The 23,174-nt window shown below is 57.6% G+C and carries 29 protein-coding genes and 1 tRNA gene; 13 read left to right on the top strand and 17 right to left on the bottom strand.

Annotation, left to right across the window (positions count from 1 at the left end):
* Positions 1 to 13: 13 nt before the first annotated feature.
* The 3 genes from AACL53_RS01520 to AACL53_RS01510 form a co-directional block, all read right to left on the bottom strand.
* Positions 14 to 451, bottom strand: a complete 438-nt coding sequence (locus AACL53_RS01520) for a universal stress protein (protein ID WP_339081767.1) — start codon at positions 449 to 451, stop codon at positions 14 to 16.
* A 174-nt stretch (positions 452 to 625) separates the two neighbouring features.
* Complete coding sequence (chrA, locus tag AACL53_RS01515; protein ID WP_339081765.1) at positions 626 to 1,837, bottom strand: chromate efflux transporter; 1,212 nt, start codon at positions 1,835 to 1,837, stop codon at positions 626 to 628.
* Between the two features lie 871 nt (positions 1,838 to 2,708).
* Entirely contained in the window at positions 2,709 to 3,845 is a 1,137-nt protein-coding gene (locus tag AACL53_RS01510) for a porin (protein WP_339081763.1), read from the bottom strand.
* A gap of 596 nt (positions 3,846 to 4,441) precedes the next feature.
* On the opposite strand from AACL53_RS01510, the gene AACL53_RS01505 reads away from it, so the two are divergent.
* Positions 4,442 to 4,527: transfer RNA gene (locus AACL53_RS01505), tRNA-Leu, on the top strand.
* A gap of 186 nt (positions 4,528 to 4,713) precedes the next feature.
* On the opposite strand, the gene AACL53_RS01500 is transcribed toward AACL53_RS01505, so the two are convergent.
* Positions 4,714 to 4,899 carry a hypothetical protein gene (locus AACL53_RS01500; RefSeq protein WP_339081761.1) on the bottom strand — a complete coding sequence of 62 codons (186 nt, stop codon included), beginning with the start codon at positions 4,897 to 4,899 and terminating at the stop codon, positions 4,714 to 4,716.
* 44 nt (positions 4,900 to 4,943) lie between these two features.
* Here AACL53_RS01500 and AACL53_RS01495 point away from each other — a divergent pair, with 44 nt between their 5' ends.
* The 5 genes from AACL53_RS01495 (at position 4,944) to AACL53_RS01475 (ending at position 7,766) form a co-directional block, all read left to right on the top strand.
* Complete coding sequence (locus tag AACL53_RS01495; protein WP_339081759.1) at positions 4,944 to 5,486, top strand: sigma-70 family RNA polymerase sigma factor; 543 nt, start codon at positions 4,944 to 4,946, stop codon at positions 5,484 to 5,486.
* On the top strand, positions 5,483 to 6,115 hold the full coding sequence (locus AACL53_RS01490; protein WP_339081757.1) for a ChrR family anti-sigma-E factor: 633 nt from the start codon (positions 5,483 to 5,485) through the stop codon (positions 6,113 to 6,115). Before AACL53_RS01495 ends, AACL53_RS01490 begins: the two co-directional genes overlap by 4 nt.
* Positions 6,116 to 6,201: 86 nt before the next feature.
* Positions 6,202 to 6,627 (top strand): hypothetical protein, encoded by a 426-nt coding sequence (locus tag AACL53_RS01485; RefSeq protein WP_339081754.1) that lies wholly within the window; start codon positions 6,202 to 6,204, stop codon positions 6,625 to 6,627.
* 615 nt (positions 6,628 to 7,242) lie between these two features.
* The gene (locus AACL53_RS01480) at positions 7,243 to 7,401 is read left to right on the top strand and encodes a hypothetical protein (protein WP_339081752.1); all 159 of its coding nucleotides are present in this window, start codon (positions 7,243 to 7,245) and stop codon (positions 7,399 to 7,401) included.
* Between the two features lie 74 nt (positions 7,402 to 7,475).
* Positions 7,476 to 7,766 (top strand): hypothetical protein, encoded by a 291-nt coding sequence (locus tag AACL53_RS01475; protein WP_339081750.1) that lies wholly within the window; start codon positions 7,476 to 7,478, stop codon positions 7,764 to 7,766.
* Positions 7,767 to 7,804: 38 nt separating this feature from the next.
* Here the strand turns inward: AACL53_RS01475 and AACL53_RS01470 are convergent, their stop codons facing one another.
* Positions 7,805 to 8,092, bottom strand: a complete 288-nt coding sequence (locus AACL53_RS01470; protein ID WP_339081748.1) for a hypothetical protein — start codon at positions 8,090 to 8,092, stop codon at positions 7,805 to 7,807.
* Positions 8,093 to 8,250: 158 nt separating this feature from the next.
* A complete protein-coding gene (locus AACL53_RS01465) occupies positions 8,251 to 8,391 on the bottom strand; it encodes a hypothetical protein (RefSeq protein ID WP_339081746.1) in 141 nt (46 codons plus the stop codon).
* 185 nt (positions 8,392 to 8,576) lie between these two features.
* Between AACL53_RS01465 and AACL53_RS01460 the strand changes: the two genes are divergently transcribed.
* Positions 8,577 to 8,765: a DUF3606 domain-containing protein gene (locus AACL53_RS01460; RefSeq protein WP_339081744.1), complete on the top strand. Its 189-nt coding sequence runs from the start codon at positions 8,577 to 8,579 to the stop codon at positions 8,763 to 8,765.
* A 484-nt stretch (positions 8,766 to 9,249) separates the two neighbouring features.
* On the opposite strand, the gene AACL53_RS01455 is transcribed toward AACL53_RS01460, so the two are convergent.
* Positions 9,250 to 10,062 (bottom strand): hypothetical protein, encoded by an 813-nt coding sequence (locus AACL53_RS01455; protein ID WP_339081742.1) that lies wholly within the window; start codon positions 10,060 to 10,062, stop codon positions 9,250 to 9,252.
* A gap of 5 nt (positions 10,063 to 10,067) precedes the next feature.
* On the bottom strand, positions 10,068 to 11,375 hold the full coding sequence (locus AACL53_RS01450; protein ID WP_339081740.1) for a hypothetical protein: 1,308 nt from the start codon (positions 11,373 to 11,375) through the stop codon (positions 10,068 to 10,070).
* 219 nt (positions 11,376 to 11,594) lie between these two features.
* Here AACL53_RS01450 and AACL53_RS01445 point away from each other — a divergent pair, with 219 nt between their 5' ends.
* Positions 11,595 to 11,897 carry a polyhydroxyalkanoic acid system family protein gene (locus tag AACL53_RS01445; RefSeq protein ID WP_339081738.1) on the top strand — a complete coding sequence of 101 codons (303 nt, stop codon included), beginning with the start codon at positions 11,595 to 11,597 and terminating at the stop codon, positions 11,895 to 11,897.
* A 282-nt stretch (positions 11,898 to 12,179) separates the two neighbouring features.
* Here AACL53_RS01445 and AACL53_RS01440 read toward each other — a convergent pair whose 3' ends face one another.
* The 7 genes from AACL53_RS01440 to AACL53_RS01410 form a co-directional block, all read right to left on the bottom strand.
* The gene (locus tag AACL53_RS01440; protein ID WP_339081736.1) at positions 12,180 to 12,437 is read right to left on the bottom strand and encodes a hypothetical protein; all 258 of its coding nucleotides are present in this window, start codon (positions 12,435 to 12,437) and stop codon (positions 12,180 to 12,182) included.
* A 305-nt stretch (positions 12,438 to 12,742) separates the two neighbouring features.
* Positions 12,743 to 14,743 (bottom strand): AI-2E family transporter, encoded by a 2,001-nt coding sequence (locus tag AACL53_RS01435; protein ID WP_339081734.1) that lies wholly within the window; start codon positions 14,741 to 14,743, stop codon positions 12,743 to 12,745.
* A 54-nt stretch (positions 14,744 to 14,797) separates the two neighbouring features.
* The gene (locus tag AACL53_RS01430) at positions 14,798 to 15,013 is read right to left on the bottom strand and encodes a CsbD family protein (protein ID WP_339081733.1); all 216 of its coding nucleotides are present in this window, start codon (positions 15,011 to 15,013) and stop codon (positions 14,798 to 14,800) included.
* 115 nt (positions 15,014 to 15,128) lie between these two features.
* Positions 15,129 to 15,260 (bottom strand): hypothetical protein, encoded by a 132-nt coding sequence (locus AACL53_RS01425; RefSeq protein WP_339081731.1) that lies wholly within the window; start codon positions 15,258 to 15,260, stop codon positions 15,129 to 15,131.
* 148 nt (positions 15,261 to 15,408) lie between these two features.
* Positions 15,409 to 15,750 (bottom strand): hypothetical protein, encoded by a 342-nt coding sequence (locus AACL53_RS01420; protein WP_339081729.1) that lies wholly within the window; start codon positions 15,748 to 15,750, stop codon positions 15,409 to 15,411.
* A gap of 13 nt (positions 15,751 to 15,763) precedes the next feature.
* Positions 15,764 to 16,246 (bottom strand): hypothetical protein, encoded by a 483-nt coding sequence (locus AACL53_RS01415; protein ID WP_339081728.1) that lies wholly within the window; start codon positions 16,244 to 16,246, stop codon positions 15,764 to 15,766.
* Between the two features lie 15 nt (positions 16,247 to 16,261).
* Positions 16,262 to 16,552, bottom strand: a complete 291-nt coding sequence (locus tag AACL53_RS01410; RefSeq protein WP_339081725.1) for a hypothetical protein — start codon at positions 16,550 to 16,552, stop codon at positions 16,262 to 16,264.
* Between the two features lie 236 nt (positions 16,553 to 16,788).
* On the opposite strand from AACL53_RS01410, the gene AACL53_RS01405 reads away from it, so the two are divergent.
* The 3 genes from AACL53_RS01405 (at position 16,789) to AACL53_RS01395 (ending at position 19,094) form a co-directional block, all read left to right on the top strand.
* Positions 16,789 to 17,397, top strand: coding sequence for a hypothetical protein (locus AACL53_RS01405; RefSeq protein WP_339081723.1), 609 nt, complete (start codon positions 16,789 to 16,791; stop codon positions 17,395 to 17,397).
* A gap of 49 nt (positions 17,398 to 17,446) precedes the next feature.
* Positions 17,447 to 18,253, top strand: a complete 807-nt coding sequence (locus AACL53_RS01400) for a hypothetical protein (protein ID WP_339081721.1) — start codon at positions 17,447 to 17,449, stop codon at positions 18,251 to 18,253.
* Positions 18,254 to 18,458: 205 nt separating this feature from the next.
* Positions 18,459 to 19,094 (top strand): phosphatase PAP2 family protein, encoded by a 636-nt coding sequence (locus tag AACL53_RS01395; RefSeq protein ID WP_339081719.1) that lies wholly within the window; start codon positions 18,459 to 18,461, stop codon positions 19,092 to 19,094.
* Positions 19,095 to 19,112: 18 nt separating this feature from the next.
* Here the strand turns inward: AACL53_RS01395 and AACL53_RS01390 are convergent, their stop codons facing one another.
* Positions 19,113 to 20,513, bottom strand: a complete 1,401-nt coding sequence (locus AACL53_RS01390) for a HAMP domain-containing sensor histidine kinase (protein ID WP_339081717.1) — start codon at positions 20,511 to 20,513, stop codon at positions 19,113 to 19,115.
* Complete coding sequence (locus tag AACL53_RS01385) at positions 20,497 to 21,174, bottom strand: response regulator transcription factor (protein WP_339081715.1); 678 nt, start codon at positions 21,172 to 21,174, stop codon at positions 20,497 to 20,499. Before AACL53_RS01385 ends, AACL53_RS01390 begins: the two co-directional genes overlap by 17 nt.
* 264 nt (positions 21,175 to 21,438) lie before the next feature.
* On the opposite strand from AACL53_RS01385, the gene AACL53_RS01380 reads away from it, so the two are divergent.
* The gene (locus tag AACL53_RS01380) at positions 21,439 to 21,903 is read left to right on the top strand and encodes a hypothetical protein (protein ID WP_339081713.1); all 465 of its coding nucleotides are present in this window, start codon (positions 21,439 to 21,441) and stop codon (positions 21,901 to 21,903) included.
* A 105-nt stretch (positions 21,904 to 22,008) separates the two neighbouring features.
* Positions 22,009 to 23,127 (top strand): class I SAM-dependent RNA methyltransferase, encoded by a 1,119-nt coding sequence (locus AACL53_RS01375; protein ID WP_339081711.1) that lies wholly within the window; start codon positions 22,009 to 22,011, stop codon positions 23,125 to 23,127.
* The last annotated feature ends 47 nt before the right edge of the window (positions 23,128 to 23,174 follow it).

Raw genomic sequence — 23,174 nt, 5'->3', positions numbered from 1 at the left:
TCGATCCTCTGCTTCATCGACAAATCAAGACCGACGTCGCGCTCTGCGTCACGACGCGATGAGCTTGGCTGCCAAGCACGAGGCGCATCAAACCCCTGTGGCCATGCGATGCCATTACGATCAAGTCGCAGCCATTCGCGCTTGCAGTTTGGACAATGCCCTCGGCGGGATACTGGTCTTTGACATGGACGGTCTGGCAGGCAACTTGTATTTTCATCCCAGCGGTGGCTGCATCGTCCAAGATTTTTCTCGCGTTCGCCGCCGCTGCCTGCTCGTATTCTTGGACCGGATAGACAACCGCGACTTCGGGGGGAACATTCATTCCCCAGGGTTCAGTCACGGTTACGATTGTCACTTTTGCACCGACAGCTTCAGCCAAGGCGAACCCCTGTGCGATAGCTTTTTGTGCGAGATCGGAACCGTCAGTCGCAATAAGTATATGTTTGAACATGTTACTTCTCGTAGCCGAAAAAGATCACCGATTGACCACCGCACATCGTATCCATGACATCGGCGGCCGCCAATACATGCCTCGTCACCTGCTCTGCCAGATGAAGGTCCGTTCTCTCAAAACGGTTTGGTGCGCTTGGCTCCAACTAAGTGAAGAGCGCGACGCCCCACCTTCTTAAAGGACTGACGCGATGAGACCAGCGACAGCGAGCAAGCCGACGACGCTCCAGCTCGGCAGTTTCCATACAGTCAGCAGCAAGAAACCCGCCGTTGCTATGGCGAAATCGCGAGGCGCCAGCACCGCGCTGGTCCACACGGGATTATAGAGCGCGGCGGCAAGAATGCCGACGACGGCAGCGTTGGCACCCTTCATGGCAGCTCGCGCGCCCGGCCTGGATCGCAGCTCATCCCAATAGGGAAGCGTTCCGTAGACCAGCATTAAGCCAGGAAGGAAAATAGCGAAGAGCGCGAGAAATGCCCCGGCTGTTCCATTAGGCCATTGGACGGCGACCGCGCCGATGTAAGCCGCAAAAGTGAAGAGCGGCCCAGGCACAGCCTGCGCCAGGCCATAACCGGCAAGAAAATCCTGATTGTGGACCAGCCCCGGCGCAACGACGGCGTTCTGTAGGAGCGGCAGTACCACGTGGCCGCCGCCGAACACCAAGGCGCCCGAGCGGAAGAACGCATCAAAGAACCTTACCGTATGGTCGCCGGTTGCGGCCGCGATCACCGGAGGTAAGAGGAGAAAGCCGGTGAAGAGCGCAAGACTGATCGCGCCGTCACGACGCGACACGGGAAAGCGCAGCGCGCCGCGAACCGTCTTACTGTCATCTCTGCAGAGCAGAAGCCCACCGATTGCGCCGAGCGCAATGGCGGCGATCTGCGCCCAGGAATTGCTGGCAAGAATGACGAGGAAAAGCGCGCATAGTGCAATGGCCGCGCGAGGCCTATCGGGCGTCAGGTTCTGGGCCATGCCCCACACTGCCTGCGCCACCACGGCAACCGCGACGAGTTTCAATCCGTGAATGAAGCCTTCAGCGGCAGGCCCGGTGAAGGCGTTTGCGCCAAGTGCAAACGCCAGGAGAATGAGGGCCGAGGGCAACGTGAAGGCGGCCCAAGCAGCCAATCCTCCCAACAAGCCGTTGCCACGCAACAACCCGAGCGAAAAGCCAACCTGGCTCGATGCCGGCCCCGGCAGAAACTGGCACAGCGCAACAAGCTGAACGTAAGTTTCCTCGTCGATCCAGCGCCGACGTAGAACCAGTTCATTATGGAAGTACCCGAGGTGGGCAATGGGTCCGCCGAACGATGTCAGGCCAAGCCTCAGGAAGACGCGGAAGACTTCAAGCGGAGAACCAGTCGCTTCGGCTTTTTCGACATCGCTCACTGCAGACACCCGCCCCGCTCTCGCATCATCGGATAGCGCTATCGCATAGCGATACCGAAGATCAGCGGCAAGGCCACTGCCGCAGCGTATATGCCCAAGTCACGAGGCCCAAGGTGCTGATCCGAGAGTTTCGTGTCGCGGCACTGTCACATCCATCCTCGCCGTAGGCACTGAAAGCGGCCTGCTTTGATCCAAAACTGGAAACGGCGGCGAAGGGGCAGTCGGCTCCAGCCGCTGAGGCCGCGCAAACAAACTTCTGGATCGCGCACCTCGATGACGCGGGGGCGATCGATTGCGGCCTTGATCCGTGTTTTGCCGGTGAAGTCGAAGTTCTCTACGCGGGCTCGCCAAGATTCGCCAGGCGCTTCCAATTCGAGAACATGCCCTTGATCGTCTTCGCCAAGCTAAGAAGGACGATCAGCAACGATGCTCGAAGGGCCGCAGAGCGAAAGCGCCCGCAACAGGCGACACCATGTCTTTCAGTTGCAAATCTGTATCAATCGTCCGCATGCGACATAATGCAAATTCGCGCCCGCCCAATTCGCGGGAGCGGAGCCGTAGAAAGCTTGTGCCGCTTGACCCAAATCAAATAATTCGATGCCTGACTATCTACGTTCGAGGTGGTGAACGGTCGATCGACGGCAATATTTCGCAAAATTCCATTTAACGGACGCCGGTCTGATCGTTCACTTAAATTCCTCCAACAGTCGAACCCATCACGGTCTCAGGTCGAAGGCATCGGCGACGCCGCCTCTAAATGCACGGCGGCGCAAGTTTCATCGAGACGCTGGGCTTCGCGCGCTTAATGCCAACCGGCTGTGAAGCCGCCCACCATTTGGCACCGTGATGGGTATCGCAAGTTTCCGTTACATCAAAACTGAAGTTGCATACCCAGAATAAATCTGTCGACGTTTCTGTCGCCAAAGTCGTCGATATTCTCATGCGAAAAGAGGGCGGACAGAAGCGCGTCGTGGCCATCGATGATGAAGTTGCTGCCGACCGAATATTCAGCTTGGTCCGGCCCGAAATCGTGATCGAACTCCTGGTAACGGAAGACCGGCTCAAACCTGCCAATGCAAACTTTATAATCGATCAGGTAGCTCGTCAGGATGAACCACGCATTGCCGGAAGCAAGCCCGTTTCCGCCATCCGCGGCGCGCGTATCGATGCCGTAGGTATCGTAGATGTAGTACGCACCTTCGATCGTAAAATTATCATGCGCGGTAAACGCGTGATGCTGCATCAGCACGTCCACATTGAAGCCGGTGAAATCACCTGACCGCACGCCGTTGGTCGCGGCTCCACTCTGGAACTGCCCAACCACACCGACCGACAGAATTTTCTTTTTGCCGTAATAGTCGCTCGAGTAGGTGTAATAGCCGTCCTCTGCATCCCAGAAATCGTACTGCACACGGCCGGCAACAAGCGGCCCGTTAGCTTCGCGACTGAAACACGAGTTGTTATCTGCGGTACAACCCTGGTATCCGCCGATCATATATTTGAACTTGCCGATATCGCCCCAAACCGCACCGCCATTATCGCGGCCGTCGAAGATAGCGGGATAGGCGCTGACGAACGGAAATTCCCAAGTTCCGAGATTGAACGGCCCGTCGAGGTTTGCGCGATCGCTCGGAGGCAGCATTCGCCCGCCGTAGAGGTTGAACTCGTCGTGAAACTCGAAGCGAGCCATCGCGTCGAGAGTTTGCATGCCGGTGGGATCGCCGTTCGGAGCTTGATCTATGTCGGTATTATAAGTGAAACCGACTTTTTTGGTGAGCTGGCCCTGTATGTAAAGTCGGGCGTTTGCGAGTTCCGCATCGTTAAGTCCTGATTTCTCGGGCTCCGTGATGAACTGCCCGCGCAGGCCCGCTCCGACACTGATCCAGGAGTCGTCATCCCAAAGATTGAACCTCAAGAACTCTTGCGCGAAAGCGGCAGTGCTGCCGAAAAGAGTGAAGGTGCAGGTGGCGGCAACCAATCCCCGCTGCAATGCTCTGAGCAAAATCATTCCCCCGGAATTTGGGATCAACGCGCGAATTGCAAAAAAGCATTCGTCTACGCCAAACAAGCGCCGCCCGACCAATTATCAGCATTGAGAACATCGGCCACAAAATACACTTATGAAAAATGTCATTTATTCAATCGAGGAGCACTGACGCAGCGAGCGCGAAGATGCGCGACTAAAATTAGAAACGAATCGCTTCACGAAAAAATCAGTTGGCGGTAATTATTTTGAAACCTTGGGGTGATTCTGCGATCGGTGGAATGCGCGCCGGTTCCGCTTGTAGACGAACAGTGACCTCCTGTGGATCGACGGCCACGTTCGCACGGTGCGGGACCACAAGCGTGAGAGCTCGATGGAGCACGTTTGGGGAAGCGGCCACCACCCTCATCCCGATTATTGCTCCCCACGGTGTCGGCCGCAGACCGAGTTGCATCGTCGAGCGCAGGATGAAGCCCAGCAGCACCCGTCACCACATACGCAACCGTTGGCACCAAGGATCGCCTGGACCGCCTCATCGGAACCCCTGAAGTATTGCCTCAGTCGGATCAGCCGTCCCGCAATTGACTTCCGGGCCCGCACAATTTACCTGACACGTCGATGCCCAGATGGCGGAATTGGTAGACGCACTGCTTTCAGGTAGCAGCGCTCACAAGGCGTGGAGGTTCGAGTCCTCTTCTGGGCACCAATCCATATATTTCAGATACTTACGTGTCTGAATGGACATTCTGGTTGCCCTTGGGTCGCTTGGCTCCCAGCCATGCACTGCCAACTTTGATCGACGCGTGACCAGGCGGCGAAGTGGGCCGCGGAACATCGGCGAGCCGCAACGGTCCATTTTTCTCGGCTCAATAACAGCCGAGCCCGAGGGCGGTCACCAGGAAGGGCCCGCTACGAACTCGCCTGATGTCAGGCTCTGGCTGAGCAGCACCGTCGAAGCGACGAGGCCGGTTACGATCGATCCATAAAATGTCAGCGCGACAACGAGGGCGACGTCGAGAGAGAAAAGATCGGAACGGCCACTATCTACCGTGAGCACTATCGTCAACGAGCCGGGCATAGAATATCATTTCGGCCGTAACTGAAAACCCAAGATCGGCAAGCATGTCGGACACTGATAACCTTCTGCAGATCGCAAACCAGAAGGATCAGCTGGCATTCCAACAGCTGTTCCAAAAATACGCGCCGCGCGTCAAATCCTTCATGATGCGGCACGGCGCGGACGCGAATACTGCGGAAGAACTCGCCCAGGAAACCCTTCTAGCGGTCTGGCGCAAGGCGAGCCTCTACTCCAGCGAACGCGGAAGTGTCCCGACGTGGATTTTTACGATCGCACGCAATCTAAGGATCGATCGCCTGCGTAAGGAGGAAATGTGGGTTGAGCTTCCCGACGGCTACGATCAGGAGGCGAGCATGGATGCACCGCCGGATGAGGTCGTCTCTGATGAAGAGCGACGGCTCAACATGCGCCGGGCGTTGGAGGGTTTGCCGCGTGACCAGTATCAAGTTGTCTTTCTGTCATTCATCGATGGTCTGTCCCACCGTGAAATCGCTGAGCGGCTGGGGTTACCGGTCGGCACCGTAAAATCGCGGATCCGGTTGGCATATCTGAAACTTCGCGCGACGGTCGGGGCACAAGACGAATGAGCATCGAACGTCATCCAGCACTTGAAAACCTCGTGAGCTGCTCCGCGGGAAGCATGCCGGAGGCTTTGGCCGCCGTTATGGCGAGCCATATCTCGCTTTGTAAACGTTGCCGCCGCGAATTGGCGATCATGGAAACCATAGGCGCATCGCTGTTGGATGAGGTTCCTTCGGCCTCACTCACTCCGGGAATTGCCATATTGAGAGACTTCAAAGAACCCAAAGCGCTCGCCTCAGGCGAGGGCGATGTGCCGGCGGCTCTCCGAAAGCATGTCGGCCCTTGGTTCAAGGACGTCCCATGGAAATGGGCTGGCTTTGGCGTTTGGCAGCACCGGATTCCGCTGTCGGGACGAGCCCAAGCGTCGCTGCGGCTCATCAGGGTTTCGCCGGGATTGAAACTTCCAGAACACGGCCACAGCGGCTCCGAGATGACCCTCGTCTTGCAGGGATCCTTCACGGACAATACAGGCATATACGGCGTCGGCGACGTTGCCGATATGAATGAAGGTGATGAGCACGCTCCGATTGCCGGCGCCGGAGACGATTGCATCTGCTTGATCGCCTCCGAGGGGCCGATGCGCTTCAACAGCATCATCGGCAGAGTTATTCAGAGGTTGACCGGCTTCGAATGAACCGCCGCTGCGGATGTTCTGTGATCCGCAGCCCAATGCCCAACGTAATTTTGACTGGAGCGCCTATAACAAGCTGAACGGTCACGATGACAACGCACAAGCGTCAGATCGCAATGTACCTTTTGCGGACACCCGCTTCCGGGATGGGGTATCTTCTCGTTCTATTCCTCGGCCTGACCAATGCTTTCGCGGGCGCGTCATCCTCGCTCTCGCCGCAAGAGGCCGGAGCCCGATATGGCGAAGCGCTCGGCGCGATAGAGGTTTGCGACGGAACCGCCCTCACCGATAAAGCCAAGAATTTAAAGGCGTCCTTCGCAGGCGCCGAACTCGATCGCTTCACCGCCCAAGCCGCGAAAATCTACAGCGCCTGGGTTACCGTCAAAAATTGCGTCCATCAAAACGATCCCAACCCCTGCAGAATAATCATTCAGAAGAGCTGTCTGGAGGCGACATCCGAAATCGGCCCGCAAGGCTCGGCGCTCCCCGGTTTGCTTGACGTCCAAAATCGCTGAAGTCGCCCCCCGGGCGCCACGCTCGCGGCTCGGATCATCCAGGCTTCGTCGTACCAAGGAAGCCGATCAAGGAAATTACGCATAACCCCACGCAAACCCCGCAACTCTCGGGCTTATGCGAAGTTCCTCCCATGTCGAAATCCTGGAGGTAGCAAACGATGCAACAACTTAGCACCGAAATGCGGGCCTGCGCCGATCTTTGCCAGACCTGCGCCACCACCTGCTTCAGCGAGGCGATGAACCATTGCCTCGAGTCGGGGGGCAAGCATACCGTACCCGAGCATTTCCAGTTGATGATCGCCTGCGCTGAAATTTGCAAAGCGGCGGCCGCGGTATTGCTGACGGGAATTCCCCAGCACGTCTTCGTCTGCCACGCCTGCGCACAAATCTGCCGCGCATGCGCTCAAAGCTGCCAGAGAATCGGAGACATGCAGGATTGCGTGGATGATTGCAGCGTTTGCGCAGAGGGCTGCGAGGCCTTGAGCGCAACCATGCAGAAAGCAGCATAGGGACGAATGACCCGGTCCAAGGAGCAAAAATGACCGGGGTCAGCCCAAGTCGCGGAACCCAAAGCCCTCTGGTCACGTTTACAGGCGGGTTTTGCGAGGGTGACTGATGAAATCGCTTGTGGCCGCGCTTTCGGTATTATTCATCTCATTCATGGCGTTGAGCGCTTACTCACTCAACGCCGACTATGAAACGCCGGCTGCCATGAATGCTGACGCTGCCATGACGCCAGATTCAGGCACGTCGGGCGTCGGCTATTCCCCGTGATCCTTGGTCGTTATTCCAATCCGGAACAAATCGACTTCGCCCCACGTCTGTTTCTCGAGCGAGTGGAGGAAACGATGGGTGAGCATACGCGCAGTCCGGCGGCCCAAGGCGGTCACACCTATTTGGAGTATTGCTGCCGAGAGGCGCTGGATGCCTACACGCTCGAAGATGCACTCATGTGGCAGCAGGAAATCTCGCGAGAACTGACGCGGCGGATCGCTTTCGTCGCCGAAGCAGATTGGCCGACGGATATCAAAGCCAGAACACTGTTCGACCTCATGCATCGGCGCGCCACGCATAATGCCCGCGCCCGCCATGCAGAGACCGCGCTGCGGAAAAATGAGAATCTCACCTGGCGACGCTAGGAGCACCTGGAGCGGCACACTGCACGCTTAGAGTGCCATCAAGCCGCGGGCTTGAAAGCAATCCTTGCGTAACCCACTTCATCGCCCGCACGAAGCTTCCGAACGCCCAATATCGTTGCAGCCTCGTCGAACTTCTGAAGAAAGTTGGCGACGGGAAGAGGCTGCACATCCTTCTTGCGGCACCAGAGAGAATATTCTGCCCAAAGCGTACTTGGCGCCAGCCAATTATTCGGATCCGGCCTCAATCGCTCAAGGGCGAAGATGCCGATCCGCCATGAAATATCATCGGAATTGGCGCACCGCTGCAAATAGCGAAATGCCTGCAAGATCCGTACTCCCCCCTACTTCCCGAGGAACATCCCTTCAGCCAAAAACGCGGTACGAAAAGGGCGGCACGTGTTGCCGGTCCACCTTTGTCGTGGACGATGTGTTGATAACGAGGACCGCCTAACGGACTGGATGTGGAGAACCTCTCCGCACGGCTCTATCCGTGCGCCGCCTTCTTTTTGAAGAACTGAACTTGCCGCTCGCGTTTCTCAGCACCTGCCTTGTTCTTATAGGTCCCGAGATTCTTGCCCTTCTTCGACACCAACCGATAACCGGACTTCACCTTGCGAATGGTCATGACCGAGCTCCCTTTGCCAGCTGATTGGTCAACCGGCGGAAAGCGCATTCGTTGCGATTGCAGTCACCGGGCGCTTTCCCGCTGAACGATCTCACGCCCGACCGCCTTCGCATTCGACAGTGTGCGGACCATACGGAGCCGTGATACGATCGAAATGCGAAAGCTAGTCGGGAAAGGATATTCCAATGGCCGATGATAAGACAAAGAAAGGCAAGCAGGATCGTACGCGCATAGCGATGCGCGAGCCCTATGAAGTCCAATATTGGAAAAAGAAATTCGGCGTGACCGGACAAGGGCTCGCAGGCGCGATCCGGGCCGTAGGATCTAATAACGTCGAGAAAGTTGGAGCGTATCTGAAGGCGAAACGGAAATAGCTCTCGCGAATAATCGCAAAATAAGAGCCCCGGAAAAATCCGAGGCTCTCCACACTCGGGGTTTCCTCCGGTGTGATACGGCTTCCGACCCCTTTCAGGGCTTCGCCGCTTTCATAGTCCTCGCGGGCGTGAGGACTTTGCGTGCTTCGCTTTTCTCATCGTACACATGGATTACGCATCGGTGGCGCGCGCGTTCCTTAACTCTCGGCAATGTAGCCGTGCGCTACAGCGGGTGCATCCCAAAAAAAATGAAAAAGCCCCGGCTAAAAAGCCGCCGGGGCTCCGCTGAATTGCTTCAGCTCGTCGGCACCGTCTGCAAGCGTCACGGGCCACGTGTCTATCGATACGGCAGAACGAGCGGATCGGTTTCATCAGAACTATTCGAACTGGCTCTCAGCTCCGCTTATCTGCGGCCCACATGAAAAGCCCCGAGGCGAAAGCGGCAATTGCGGATTCAATCGTCAGGATGACGACTTGCGAAGATTCAAGTCTTCGCCGCTCCCGTCGTGATCTTCAAGACGTGAAGCTCATCGGTCCTGAAAATATAGAGACGCTCCTTCGGCGTCCGCATTGCTTTGATCCAGCTATCTGGATCGACACCCATGCTGACCAGATATTCCACGCAGCGCGCGGAAATCTGTTGAGCGGCCGAAATACCGTCGCCCCAAGTCTCCGTCCCTTTGGCCACTGCTGAAACCTGATGAACGCCTATCAGCGCGTGCTTGCCGGCCGTGCGGCGAACGCCACCTGCAAACAGCAGCGGACACGAAGACGCGCAATATCCATTGTCGGCCACCATCGTATCGAGCCCGCGCTTCCGGACGGAACGGCCCATGGTGATGGCGTCCGGCACCGACCCTCCCGGCGAAAGCAGCCAGATCGTCTTCGCGCCTTTTCCATCGTGATCGAGAAACTTCTCGAAATCGTCCGAACTCCCCGTTTCAATTCTCCCGACCGCCGAGACGTCGCCGTTAGCACCCACATGAAACGACATGCGGCCTGCCACCATATCGGGCGTCGGCTTGTCGGGAACACCCGGCATTTTCGGGCTCCCTGATCCAGGGATGACGGGGAGCGCCTTCGGAAAGTAGGGCCGCTCCTGGTCCGTCCGGGTAGGGAGTTGAATGACGACCCGCGTCACCTGCTCCGCCCCCTCGTCAAGCGTGAGATCCAGCTGATCGCGAAGATCCAATGCGAGCATGCCGATGCTCATCGCCACCAGGAAGAGAAAGATCGATCGTATGAGCGCGCCCTCTAAGGCACCCTCGTCCCGCCACAAGATGCCTTTTTTAGCCATGACATTCAGCGGTTGAATCCCGCGGCCGGATTGATGGAGGCAACATTTGCGGGTGGCTTCTCGAGACCCCCAGCGGGTGTTTCGCCCGGCGCAGATTTTTCGAGAACCACGTGAGGCGGCGATGATAACGGCCGGGCCTCGAGCCCTTGCATGTTGTTATAAATCTTGAGAGCCCGCATGACCTCCCCGGCGGACATTCCATCTTCGTCACACGCCTCGCCCTCATCCCTTCGGATCGCCTCGAAGACGATCGAATGGATGAAAATCAATACCGCCGGCATCAGATCGAGCGAGATGGCGCCTGCCCAGCTCGGCAGAAAATCGGTTCCATACTGAATCACGGCTTCCGCCGTCGATAAAGGAACGAACCGCACAGGCTTCACCTCAGGCCGCGATAGAATATCGTCAGCGGCCATTGCCAACGCTCGCGATTGCGATTTGATCGACTGCTCCACCTTGCCAACGACTTGGTTCTGGCGGTCTGCCAAATCGGCAGTCCGGCCGTCAGCTGCAGGCGCGATAAAGGACTTCGATAGGTCCTCCGCAGTTCGCTTCACCGCGGGTGCAATCGAAGTCTGCTGCAGATCGGCGATGATCCCGGTCAAGACCACGGTCTCTGCTGCAAACTCGTTCGTCCGCTCGTCGATTGGTCCTGCCCCGGAAGTCAGCTGGCGCATCCTTTCGAGCGTCTTGCTTCCCGATTCAAACAGCGTCTTTATCCGGTCGCGCGACGCGTCGACTTCGGCGGCAAGCGCATTGAGCTGCGCCGACATCTGTGCAGTCAGCTGAACCACGGTCCCGCTTCCCGACGTTCCGGTAAGCGCGCCGGATTGCCGTTCCTGATCCGAAAGAAGCGAAAACCGCCGCGAAGCCAGCTGAATGTCCGGCAAGAGGCCTTGCGCCGCGAGGGCATTGCCGTGCGCCCGGTCCAAGCTCTGCTGAAATTGGTCCGTAGAATTCGCCATGTGCTGCTGGAGCGCTGCAGACCCCGCGAGCGCCGCCGCATTGAGCCAAGCCGACATCGCGAGGATCATCAAGCTGCCGATGAACATGGCGACATACATGAGCCGCCGCGATGACGCCTGCCGAACGTGCGGCAAAAATCGCATCAAATATGTCCAAAATGCAAATATGGCGACGGAGACCGCCGCCGAGTACACGATCGCGGCGAGAAACACTTCGATTGGAGAGCCTTCGAGAAGGCTTCGAACGCCAATGTACGTATAAACTCCGCTGGCAAGCGCGAGCGTCGCGAGCGTGAACTTCGTCATCACTTCGAGGCGGGTGATGCCGCCTCGCAGCACCTGAGACATCGAACTATCCTTGGACGGAAACGCCAAAACCTTAAATAATGCAATGTATGCGGACCGCTTTTAAAGCGGGCTCAATCTTCGACCGAAAAATAAGAGCAAATCCGATCACTTGCGCTGCCTGGATCGAAGGCTTGCCGATCGGCGTTATGGGACAGGCAATATTATATTGCTCGATAGGCGGATTAGACCGCCAGCAGTTTACAGCAAGGATATGAGTTCGTGCCGGAGCCGGTTGTCATCACCATTCCTCATCGCCTTGGAAAGGAAGAAGCCATACGTCGCTTGAAAAGCGGGTTGGCATCGGCCCATCTCCCCTTCGTGACGATTGACCGAGAAATTTGGAACGGCGATCTCTTGGAGTTCAGCTTGACCGGAATGGGCCACAAGGCGAGTGGCTCCGCTCTCGTGATGAATGATTCCGTGCGCCTCGAACTCGTTCTGCCGTGGCTTCTACAGCGGTTCGCAGAGTTGGCGCTCAAAGGACTGGCGTCCCGCACCAAGCTTCTGTTGGAAAAAAAATAAGCGGGTTGCGGCCGCCATCGCTAGTTTACACCGTTCGTCAACAGACAATTATTGCCTTTATTCCGCGTGCTGTTGAAAACTCCGGCCTCGCCCTTGCTTCGAATCATGCCTCACGCAACGGTCAAAATCTCTCGCCCTCATTGGCAAATCTGGGAGAGACCCCGCACCCCGACAGCAACCCTCGCTCGTCGGGGTGTTCTCCTTTTTAGCGAGGTCGAACGGCTCCGTTCGAACTCGTCTGTGGCGGTCGCGATGCCCTAAAAGCGACCGCCACTTTCAAACTTAGAACTCGATCCAGATACCGTTGCGCCAATATCCACGTCCCTCGTGTTCGCGCCAGCGATACCTCTTGGCGTCGGCATCGGCCCATCTCCAATCATCCGAGTAAACGCGCACACCGAATTCCGGACGATACGCATGACGCTCGCGGACATGCCAGCAATCTCCCTCGCCGTTGCAAACAATTTCAGCCGAAGCTGTTGTGGCCGAAGCGGCAACCATGCTGGCGGCGGCAAGCACGCACTTGGTGATCATCTTCATACGGGTCTCCTCGATTTTATGGAATCAGCGGTAATGATCCACGTGTCATGGACGCGAACTTTCAACGGCATGACATCCATGAAGTTCCGAAGAGCCGTTGCCTGAACAGCCGTTCATCAGCTGGCTGTCGTTTTGATGAAGATGGATCACTTGCGGCGCGCGAAATATCACAAACCGTATGCCATTCGCCGCAATCGGAAGCCGATGCAAATGGCCCACGCGCTTGCTGTCGTAGACAGCCTATCTCGCCGCTTGACGATTTCCAGAAGTAGAACGCGAGAAGTTCTACGATGATTGATCTAAGCTTACGGCCCGAGTTCCTCGCCGAACCGCATCGAATTTTCATAGACGATATCCGTGCGAGCCGCTTCGCTATCTGCGATAGCCCCGACGCGTCCCGGCTTGTGATCGAGTAACTCCTGGCACAGCGCAAGAGAGTCGGAAATTTTCGTCACGACACGGTCCGCGCCCACAGCTTCCCGCCATTCCACAGCCTTAGCCCCGTTGCTAGCGAGCGACCAAAAACCCGCGATCATGATCGCATCCGGCATCACGCTGCGGACACGACGCATCAGAATGCCCATGAACGCCGGTGCTTTCTTGGAGCCCAAATAGCCGAAGACGACGACCTTGGCCGGACCGCGCCTGGCATCGAGTGCACGCAACCGGATCGACGCATTGTAGGGAAGCGTTGCTGCGTGGATGCCCTGCGCTTCAAGCACTTGCTCCAGCATCAAAAGTGGCCCCTCGTCGAGTTCGCTGCGAACTGGAAGACAAAGCACAACATCGCTTTTGACGGCATCCTCCCCGGGCTTCCCGCTTGGCGCATCGCTTGCCCCGACGCCCTCTCCGGTCGCATGTTCCGACAAACCATCGACAACGTCGTCGATTGCGTCTTTGACTTCCGTAATCTCGTCAGCGCCGAGCCGACCAGCTGTCGCATCTTCGTAAGCCATCGACAGCGCCTTCAACGCGACATCGTCGTAATAGCGGATCAAAGGCATTTCTTTCATGCTCTGCTCCGCAACTTCGATTGCCTCGACGCCATCCCCCGCCAAAACACGTTGATATAATCGCTCGTGAGGTTCGAGAGCCGGTTCATCTCCAAACAGGATTTCGAGAAAGCGCAGCGCCTCGACGTGTCTGCCTAAAACCATGAGACAGACGGTAAGCGGAGTAGCCAAAATCAATCCGACAGGCCCCCACAACAACGTCCAGAAGAGCGTCGCGACGACCACGGCAACGGGAGAAAGACCCGTGTTGCGTCCGTAGAGCATCGGCTCGATGACTTCGCCAGCCAGGACTTCTGACACGAGGAACAGCGCTGCCGTCCACATCACGAGCGACCAGCCGGGATCGATTGCGGCCGCAAGAATAATTGGAAATACGCTCGCAATGACCGAGCCGATGAACGGAACAAACCGCATCAGCCCTGCGAGAACGCCCCATAGGACGGGATTTGGCAGACCCATCGCCCAAAGGCACAAACCGATGAACACGCCAAAACTCGCGTTCAGCAAACCCTGAATGATGAAAAACCTGCTGAGGCGGTCGCCTGCATCATCGAGCGCGACCGTCGTGCGCTGGAGATCACCCTTTCCCGCCAGCCTTAGAAAGCGGTCTCTCAGATCTTCCCGCTGCGCGAGAATGAAGAAGAGAAACAGAACGATCAATCCGGTAGTCGCGAGCGGCGAAATCAGCGGGCGGATCAAGGAGACCGTCTTATCCAGAACCGGCTCCGGCGGCTGATGTATTTCGACAGGAATCGGCTTGACGGCAGCAGTGTCACCTGGAGCTGCGGGGGCAGCAGAGCGCTTGCCGCTATCGGATCGCGAAAGCTCCGCCTGCAGATCATCGAGCGTGCTTCTTGCGCGCTCTAGCACACTGGATTCGACCGACGCGGAACGAACGGACGAAACCTTTTTGAGCAGGTTGTATTCATAAGATGGAATTCGCTCGAGCAAATCCGAGATCTGTCCGCCGACAACGACACCAACACCACCAATGGCGGCAATCGAGATGACGACGACAGCAATCACCGCGGGCACTTTCGGAATGCCGGCCTGCTTCAACAGACGAATTGCTGGTGTTAATACGAAACTCAGAAGGCCCGCTAGCGCGAGCGGCATTAATACGCTGCTGCCGTAATAGAGAATGAGTATGGCGCCGGCGAAGATCACCATGTAGCAAGCGGCATTCATGGCCGTCAGCCGGCTAGTCGCAGCGCCCGAAGCAAAAGCGGCTTTAGACTTTTTTAGCCGGCGTATCGAGGTCGATCCGTTGTTGTTGATGTCGACAGCGCGCATTGTGACCTCCAGCAAAGAAAAGGCCGGTCGTTTGACCGGCCTATATGCTTTTGACTAGAGTTTGCGATTGATCTCATCAGCGACTTTGTTGGCGCCATCCTTGACGGCAGCTTTCGCCTTTCCGACTTCGACCTGCGCTTCGCCTTTCAGCTCCTGAATGGCGCCTTCTACCGTCATCTTGTCCGAACCAACGGCTTTGCCGATGTTCTTCTTGATATTCCCGGCCGCCTCGTTCGCGTAGCCGGAAACCTTGTCAGCGGTGCTGCCCATAGAGGTAATTCCTTTTGTGGATGCGGCTCTAAACGCGCGGCGCAACCACTAAGTTCCTGAGCAGGACCGCATGCTGACGTATCTCAAAATCGCAGGCGCTTGAACTTCAAACTCTTCACTTCACCGCGCGCGCATCCTGCGCATCCGCAGGTGAAAATGCTTCGCCCATGTGCCCATAATGACTAACGATAATCGCGATACCGGCGATCAGAACGATATGAAAGATGATCTTTTGGATCGGCTGCATGTCTCGCGTTCGCTCCTCTCACATTCGGTGAAAACTTTGCCTACACCCAGCCTTTCCTGGGCCGAAACAAAAAAACCGGAACAGCATCAGGTCCGCACTCGCGACGATGCCGTTCCGGGATTTCGATTACATAAAACGCGCCGTGAAACTAGTAGGCCCTTCGTTGCACGGCGTCGATAAACCGGCTCAAATGCTTCTTTGCCGCGCCTTCGATCTGGGCAGGGGAATAGCCTTCGTCCTGAAGTCTCTTGCGAAGTTTTTCTACAGTGTCGGTTGCGCCGGATCGAGCCCTGCCAAAAGCCCGCTCGAGCGAGCCGTACGATGACATATTGGATTTTCTATATCGCCAGATCACGGCGCCGACCGCGAAGCCGATAGCACCTGCGGCCAACAGCGCGACAGTCGGGTCGCTGAGAAGCGATCCGTTTTCATCATGCTCCGGAGCTTCCATCGTATCGTCGTCGGACCTGTTCATATCTGCGGATCCCATTGAGTTCTCCTTATCAAACTTGCGGCGGGGATTGCGGAGCGCTCCCCACGCTCTCGGAGCGGCTGAAGACATAGAGGCCAGCCGCGGCCGCCAGAATGAGCGGCCAATTCTTCGATGCCGTTCGTAGCATCGCCGGAAGCACGATCGGTGCGGCAGCCGAAACGATGCTCATCACCTTGTCGTCTTCTAGAAAAGAAGGGCCGGTGCTTTGAGGTTCCTCAGAAGCCGGCTCTTCACGAACTTCAGATGTCGGGCCACTGGGCCGCTTCCGAAACTTCACCACCAGAGCAACGACGAATCCGAGAAGAACAAATCCTCCCGCGACGATCAGGTTGCCGATCTCGGGACCGTAGGTACGATTTGCGTACGATGAAAAACTAGCTGCGGCAAAACCAAGCGCAACGATAAACGGAATTCCGATCAACACTCGGTTCCCGAGTTCGCCAAGTGTATTTTCTACACTCGCTTCGGCCCTCTTGAATAAGCTTGCGAACACCGGATAACTCCGAAATTAAGATTTCCAGATAGCACCAAGAATGAAGCCAGCGGCCACGGCCATTCCGAGCGTCGTCATCGGCTGCTCGGCGACCGACTTGTCGACGGCGTTCGAAAAGTTCTTGGCAACTTTCTGCAAATTATTACTGAGTTCGGATGTCTGGGCGGCGAGTCTTTGCCCGGTGTCCTGAGCGCTCGAAACCGCCCGATCCAGCGAATCGACGGCTCTCAGTCCAGCATCCACGGCTCTATCGGCCAGATCGTGCGAGGCAGATCTGACCTCATCCGTCGTATCAATTCTTCCCATAGAAACTCTCCCGATAACGTGTTCAAGCGTGCCATGAACGCGGTGCCTCGGGCGATAGTTCCGGTTTTCAGGCGTACGAGCAGGAGCGCGGGCACGCGAATGACCGTGCCGATATCGCCAAGGCCAATCCGGATGCCCCTTCGCCGGCATATAGAACTGTATGCATCGCGCCGCAAAGTGACCGCCAAGCAACTAAAGTTTGGGCCGCTTCGCTGTGATCGTTAGGGCAATCAGGCATGCACACTAAGGAATTCGCGCGATCTCTTCGTGCGTTCGCCGAACTCGCGGAGTTCGAGAAGTCGCAGGAATTATATCGCTTCGCGGGCTGTTTTGATGAGGGTCATAAGGAAACGATCCTCACGCGCCTGAAGCGGATGAGCCCCTCTACCGCCTATCCTCCGCGGCTCAAGGAGAGCTTGGAAGCCATCGAGCAGGGCTTCCGGGCTCTCGGCGCCACCAAGCAGGCCAACGGGCTTCGCGCCGTCCTCCCGCTGTTCGCCGGCCGCTCCGGAGCGACCATCGACGTCTTCATCGCCGAGATCTCTGCGTCGCCGCGGATAGCGAACCTTAGCGTGAAGAGGTTCAAGACGGCCGATATCGATCTGGTAAAGACGGTTGCGGGCCAACTCGCACAGCCTACCCTCGAAGCCGAGGCGTTCGAAGGGATCTTGGCGACGCTGAGTTCGTCCAAGGCCATCGGAACCCCGACGCTGGTTTTGATCGCCAACTGCTATCTCGGCAATCAACGGACCTATCGAGACCGGAAATCCGCGCTCGAAGCTATCGAAAGACATTTCCGTGGAAGGCCGTTGCGCCCAGTCCGCCAGTGCGAAGTGTTGGAATGAAGGGCCAGGCCCCATTCAGAGCGGAGCCTGCCATACGAAAGGATCATGAATGAACCGAGAGCACCTCGCCCCCGGCGCGGCGACATATTCGAAGGTCGCCCAAGTCACGATCTTCTTCTGGATTATGAAGGTGCTAGCAACGACGCTCGGAGAGACCGCCGGCGATTTCATCTCCATGACCCTCGGCCTCGGATACTACGTCGGCCTGACTATTACGTTCTCCATACTGACCATCGTGCTGTGGGCCCAGATCGGCGGCAAAACATATCACCCCGTCCTATTCTGGGGTGCGATCATCGCAACGACGACTGCCGGCACGGAAATCTCGGACTTTATGGATCGCTCGATGGGCCTAGGCTATTTCGCGGGCTCGATAATACTCGTGACCGGATTGGCTCTAAGCCTTGCGGTCTGGTATTACCGGGTTGGCAACCTAAAAGTATATCCGATCACGACGCCAAGCGCAGAGTCGATGTTCTGGTTGGCCGTATTGTTGTCGAACAGCCTTGGAACGGCTTTCGGCGATTACCTCGTAGACAACGTTGGACTTAGCTTTATCCAGGGCGCACTGGTAACCGCGGGTATCATTCTCGCGGTAGCCGCATTGCATTACTTCACGCGATTGAACGACGTCCTTCTGTTTTGGATCGCCTTCGTCTTCACACGCCCCTTCGGCGCGACTTTTGGAGATTTCCTAACGAAGCCACTCGACGCCGGGGGTCTGAGCATGTCGCGTGGCTACGCCTCGCTCGTGACATTGGTGCTCTTGCTCACGGTGCTTTACGTGTCGTTGCGCTGGTCGCCAGAGCGAAGGATTTCGCCCGCTCCGGCGGATCGGAAAGAACCCTCACGCTAGCGGAGCGTAAGTTGGAAACCATACGAATTTGAGAGAAATTCGCCCAGATCCGGGCTTAAAGCTCTTCGAGAGTGCAACCCGAAAGCTTCGAGGGGGCAAGTTATTGGTTTCAAATGAAATTACAGCGCCCTACGCGGCAGCTGCACCGGTCGACCTCCAACGCCGAACGGCGAAAACGCTTATCCTGGGCGCGTTGGCGGTAGGCATGGCCAGCGCACTTCTCTTCCAGATTTATCCGAAGCTCGATCTCGCCGTGTCGGAACGGCTTTTCACTGATCACCAATTCATCGGACGCGACTCTGGCGCGTTTAATGCGGCACGGTTCCTGTTCAACGTCCTGTTCTACAGCAGTTGCGCCGTCGGGCTGTTAGGCTGCGTGATCACGCTTACGACGGGACGAAAGTGGCTGAACCTCTCTTCGAATAAATGGCTTTTCCTCGCCGTCTGCGTTCTCGTCGGGCCGCTGACTGTCGCGAACCTCGGGTTCAAGGACCATTGGGGGCGGGCCCGGCCACAGACAGTTGTCGAATTCGGAGGAGACAAATCGTTTACGCCTCCTTTGGTCAAATCGACGGCGTGTCCAAGAAATTGTTCGTTCTTTTCCGGCGAAGCCTCTTCGATCTACGTCTTGGGCTTCGCCGCAGCCTTCCTGTTCCCCACGGCGGCCGGCGCATGGCTCGTGTCGGGCATCGTGCTCGGAAGCTTGTGCGGCTTCGTGCGAATGACGGAAGGCGGCCACTTCTTGTCCGACGTGATTTTTGCAGGGGTGTTCATGGCCGTCACGGTCGCCCTCATCCAGATGCTTTTTTCGGCAATTTCTCGAAAAAGCGAACCGGTATGATCGGCTGTCATCAGCCGGCTAACTCACGCGCGGCGCCTGATCGAACGTGATTTCAGCGACGAGGCCCGGCTTGTTATCCCCAAGCGTCACCTTGGCGCTGTGAAGTTCCGCGATAGCAGCAACCAAGCTGAGGCCGAGCCCGCTCCCGCGCGTGGTCCGGCTTTTTTCCAACCGGTAAAGCCGCCTGAATACTTTTTCGCGTTCTTCTACTGGAATTCCTGGCCCCGTATCGCGCACCCGAACAATCGGCTGTCGCGTGTCTCCGGCCAGCTCCACCTCGATATCCGATGCGGGCGGACAGTGCAGGATCGCATTCTCGATGAGATTGACGAAGAGCTGATTGAGAAGCCGGCGGTCGCCACGGACCGTCAAGGGACCGCCGGTGCCGCTGAGCGCCCGCAAACGATGCTGACGCTCTTCCGCAACCGCTTCCAGGGCATCGATGATATTTGCCAAGAGGCCGTTCAACTCGACATCGACGAACTTCATCTTCCGGGCGCCGGCCTCGATCTCGGAAATGCGCAGCAGCGCATCAAAGGTATCCGCGATGCTGTCGATTTCGCCGAGCGACTCATCGACGGCGGCTTTGTAGGTTTCGATGGTGGCAGGCCCCGACCGGACGACTTCGAGCTTCTGGCGCATGCGGCTGATGGGCGTGCGCAGATCATGGGCGATGTCGACCGACACCTGCTTCAAGTTGCCGATGAGCTTCTGCAATCGGTCCAGCGTCACGTTGATAAGAGCCGCAACGTGATCGATGTCGTCCGACGCTGCATTCCTTGGGATGCGCCGGTTGAACTCTCCGGAGGCAACGGCATCGAGCACCTGCTCCATCTCCTCGACACGTCGCTGCGCCTTGAGACCAAGGAGGTACCCGCCACAGAGCGCACAAATGACCGATAGGCCGATGCCCCACAGCAATCCCGTGAGAAGCAATATTTGGGCGTCTTTGATATCGCCGTTGCCGTCTCCGACGAATAGATAGCCGCCTTTTACGGGCGTCCATATTCCGATAACGGCATCGCTTGCTCGCGGCGACGGCCATTGCCCGATGAGTTTCAAATCCTGCCACGGGATCGTTCGCCATCCATCGAATCGCTCCAATGATTTGACGTTGCCCGCGACGTATTTCCCGCTCTCGTCCGTCAGCAGATAAATGTCTTCGTCCGACTGAGCGACCAGCGCATGCCGTCCGACCGTCTCCGCAAGCTCGCGAAACCCGTCGCTCTCACTCCCTTGAACATCGACGAGAGTTTCCCGCACTTCATCGACGTGGGCCTTCAAATGCAGGCTGAGCTGCTCACTGATGACGAGAAACAAAATCGCAAAAATGACGACGTTGGTCAGCGTGATGATGGCAGCGACGACGCCCGCCAGACGAAACGCCGTTCGTTGCGTTAACCTATGCCGGCTGATCAATGATGTAACCCAAGCCTCTCACCGTGCGGATCAGAGGCGCATCCCCCGGCCGGTCGATTTTCAACCGCAGGCGGCTGACGTTTGTTTGAACGATGGAGGTCTTGGTGTCCGTCTCCAACCCCCACATTTGTTCCAGAATCATGGATCTCGTAACGACGCGTCCGCTATTTTTGATCAGAAGCTCGAGCATTCTGAATTCGCGCGGCTGCAGATGAATGACCTCACCGCCGCGCCGCACTTCGTGTTTGACGAGATTGACCTCGAGATCATCGATCCTGAAGAGAAAGTCCTGCTTCGGACTTGGCGGCCGCCGCCCGAGCGCCGTCACGCGCGCGAGAAGCTCACCCAGGGCGAACGGCTTGACGAGGTAATCATCGGCGCCGCATTCAAAGCCTTCGATGCGATCTTCTATGCCGCCGATGGCAGTAAGTAATAAAATGGCGGAAGTGACCTCGGCACGGCGCAGGCTCTGGACGACATTGAGGCCATCGAGACCCGGAAGCATCCGGTCGATGACCAGCACGTCGAACGATCCGACAGCCGCTTGCTTCAGGCCATTGATGCCGTCGGAAGCGATCTCGACTTGATGACCGTTGGACGAAAGGCTGTCGCTGACAAGCCTCGCCGTTTCGGCATCGTCTTCAATAATCAAAATCCGCATTGCAACTTCATGTTTGCGAGCGGGCTAAAGCCGCCGGCCCACGTCCGATGATTGAGCGTCGAACTCTCCGCGGAGAGTGACGGAATTGCGGCCAAACGGCTACCGATATGTAAGGCTGCTCCGCCCCCCGGGGCACCGGCCCAGTCGCCCCAAAAATCAACCTTACGACCCAAGATTGCGCGCCAATATTACGAGACTGAGACGCCGCAGCCAAAATCCGAACGCCCCCGAGACCGACTTTCGGCGCCAAATGGGGGCAAGGTTTTGGCAGTCGGAAAATCTCAGTCTTATCCATTGCGGGTCGCCGCAAGCTCAGGTCTCGTCCTCGTGTCTGCGGGCTCGAGTTGCTACAGCTCGCCCGTTTGCGTCCGCTGCGACGGACCGGCAGCGGCCGTGCTTTGCGTGGTCGACGATTCCGCAAAAGTCGAAGCGCTCCCATTCGGCCACGTCCTCGTCGAACGGGCATGCGTGAAGCTGCTCAAATCAGAAGGTCTCCGGCACTGCAAGGTGGCGAGCGACGAGGCATGCAAGGATGCGACCCCGAAGCATGTCAGCCTGAAGGATGCCAAGCACGCCCTGCTGGGAGAAGCCCGAAGCGAACCGCCGAAGCCGGTCGCAATTCCCGATGCCGCCGGCACGAATCCTCCCGCCTTCAAGGAGGCGCAGACGTCGAGCAACCCTGCTGTGAACGCGTGGATGCACATAAAATCGATCTTCGGCTGGAATTAGGAGAATCCGGGAATTAACGAGATGCAACTTCTCTTCTCGCCATAAGACCCCGGCCGCGGCGAGAAAACTGTCGAAGCGAACGCCTCTTCCCGATAAGCAGACGGGATGACCACAGATGGCGATTTCGAAATCTTCCTTTCGGCCACTCCAGGCTTTGAACCCGCGCTCGGCAAAGAGGCCGAGGCCGCGGGATTTAAAGAGCCGAAGATCACGACAGGCGGCGTCACGATCAAAGGCGGCTGGCCCGAGGTGTGGCGCGCAAATCTCGAACTCCGGGGCGCAGGCCGCGTGCTCGCCCGCATCGACGAATTCCGCGCCATGCATCTCGCCCAGCTCGACAAGCGCGCCCGCCGCATCGTCTGGGGCGAAGTCCTCCGCCCCGATGTGCCCTTCCGCGTCCAGGCTTCCTGCAGCAAGAGTTCGCGCATCTATCATTCGGGCGCGGCAGCGCAGCGGATTGAAAAAGCGATCCGCGAGGAACTCGGGGCCAAGCACTCCCCCGACGCCGAAGTCGTCATCAAGGTCCGCATCGATGACGATCTTTGCACCATCGCTGTCGACACTTCGGGCGAGCCGCTGCACAAGCGCGGCCACAAGGAAGCCGTCGCCAAGGCGCCGATGCGCGAGACGATGGCATCCCTCTTCCTGAGACAATGCGGATTCGTCGGGACCGAGCCCGTGTTGGATCCGATGTGCGGTTCGGGAACATTTATCATCGAGGCGGCAGAAATCGCAGCTGGCTATAAGCCCGGCCGCTCGCGCCACTTCGCCTTCGAACAATTGGCAACTTTCGATAAAGCGGCTTGGGAGCGGCTACGCGGCACGGGAGACGCGGCGAAGCCCGAGCTTCGCTTTTTCGGAAGCGACATCGATGCGGGCGCGATCCGTATGAGCCGCGCCAACGCGGAACGCGCGGGCGTGACGGAGATCACCGAGTTCCAACAACTCGCAGCAAGCGAAATCACGCCGCCGCCAGGTCCGCCCGGCCTCGTCATCGTCAACCCGCCCTATGGCGACCGGCTCGGCGACAGGAACGAACTTCAATCCCTCTACCGCTCTCTCGGCAAAACTTTACTCAAACGATTCTCCGGCTGGAGAGTTGGCATGGTGACGAGCGAAGCCTTTCTCGCCAACGCGACCGGCCTGCCGTTCGCTCAGCCCGCGGGACCGGTGTTGCATGGCGGATTGCGCGTTACCCTCTTTTTGACTGGCCCGCTGAAATAATGCCGATCGAGCAACGCGATCGCCTCGCGGCCGAAATGGGAGCATGA

It is taken from the genome of Hyphomicrobium sp. ghe19 (assembly GCF_902712875.1).
Taxonomy (GTDB): Bacteria; Pseudomonadota; Alphaproteobacteria; order Rhizobiales; family Hyphomicrobiaceae; genus Hyphomicrobium_B.
The sequence above is the reverse complement of the archived record's forward strand: the minus strand, read 5'-3'. Positions and strand labels throughout refer to the sequence as shown.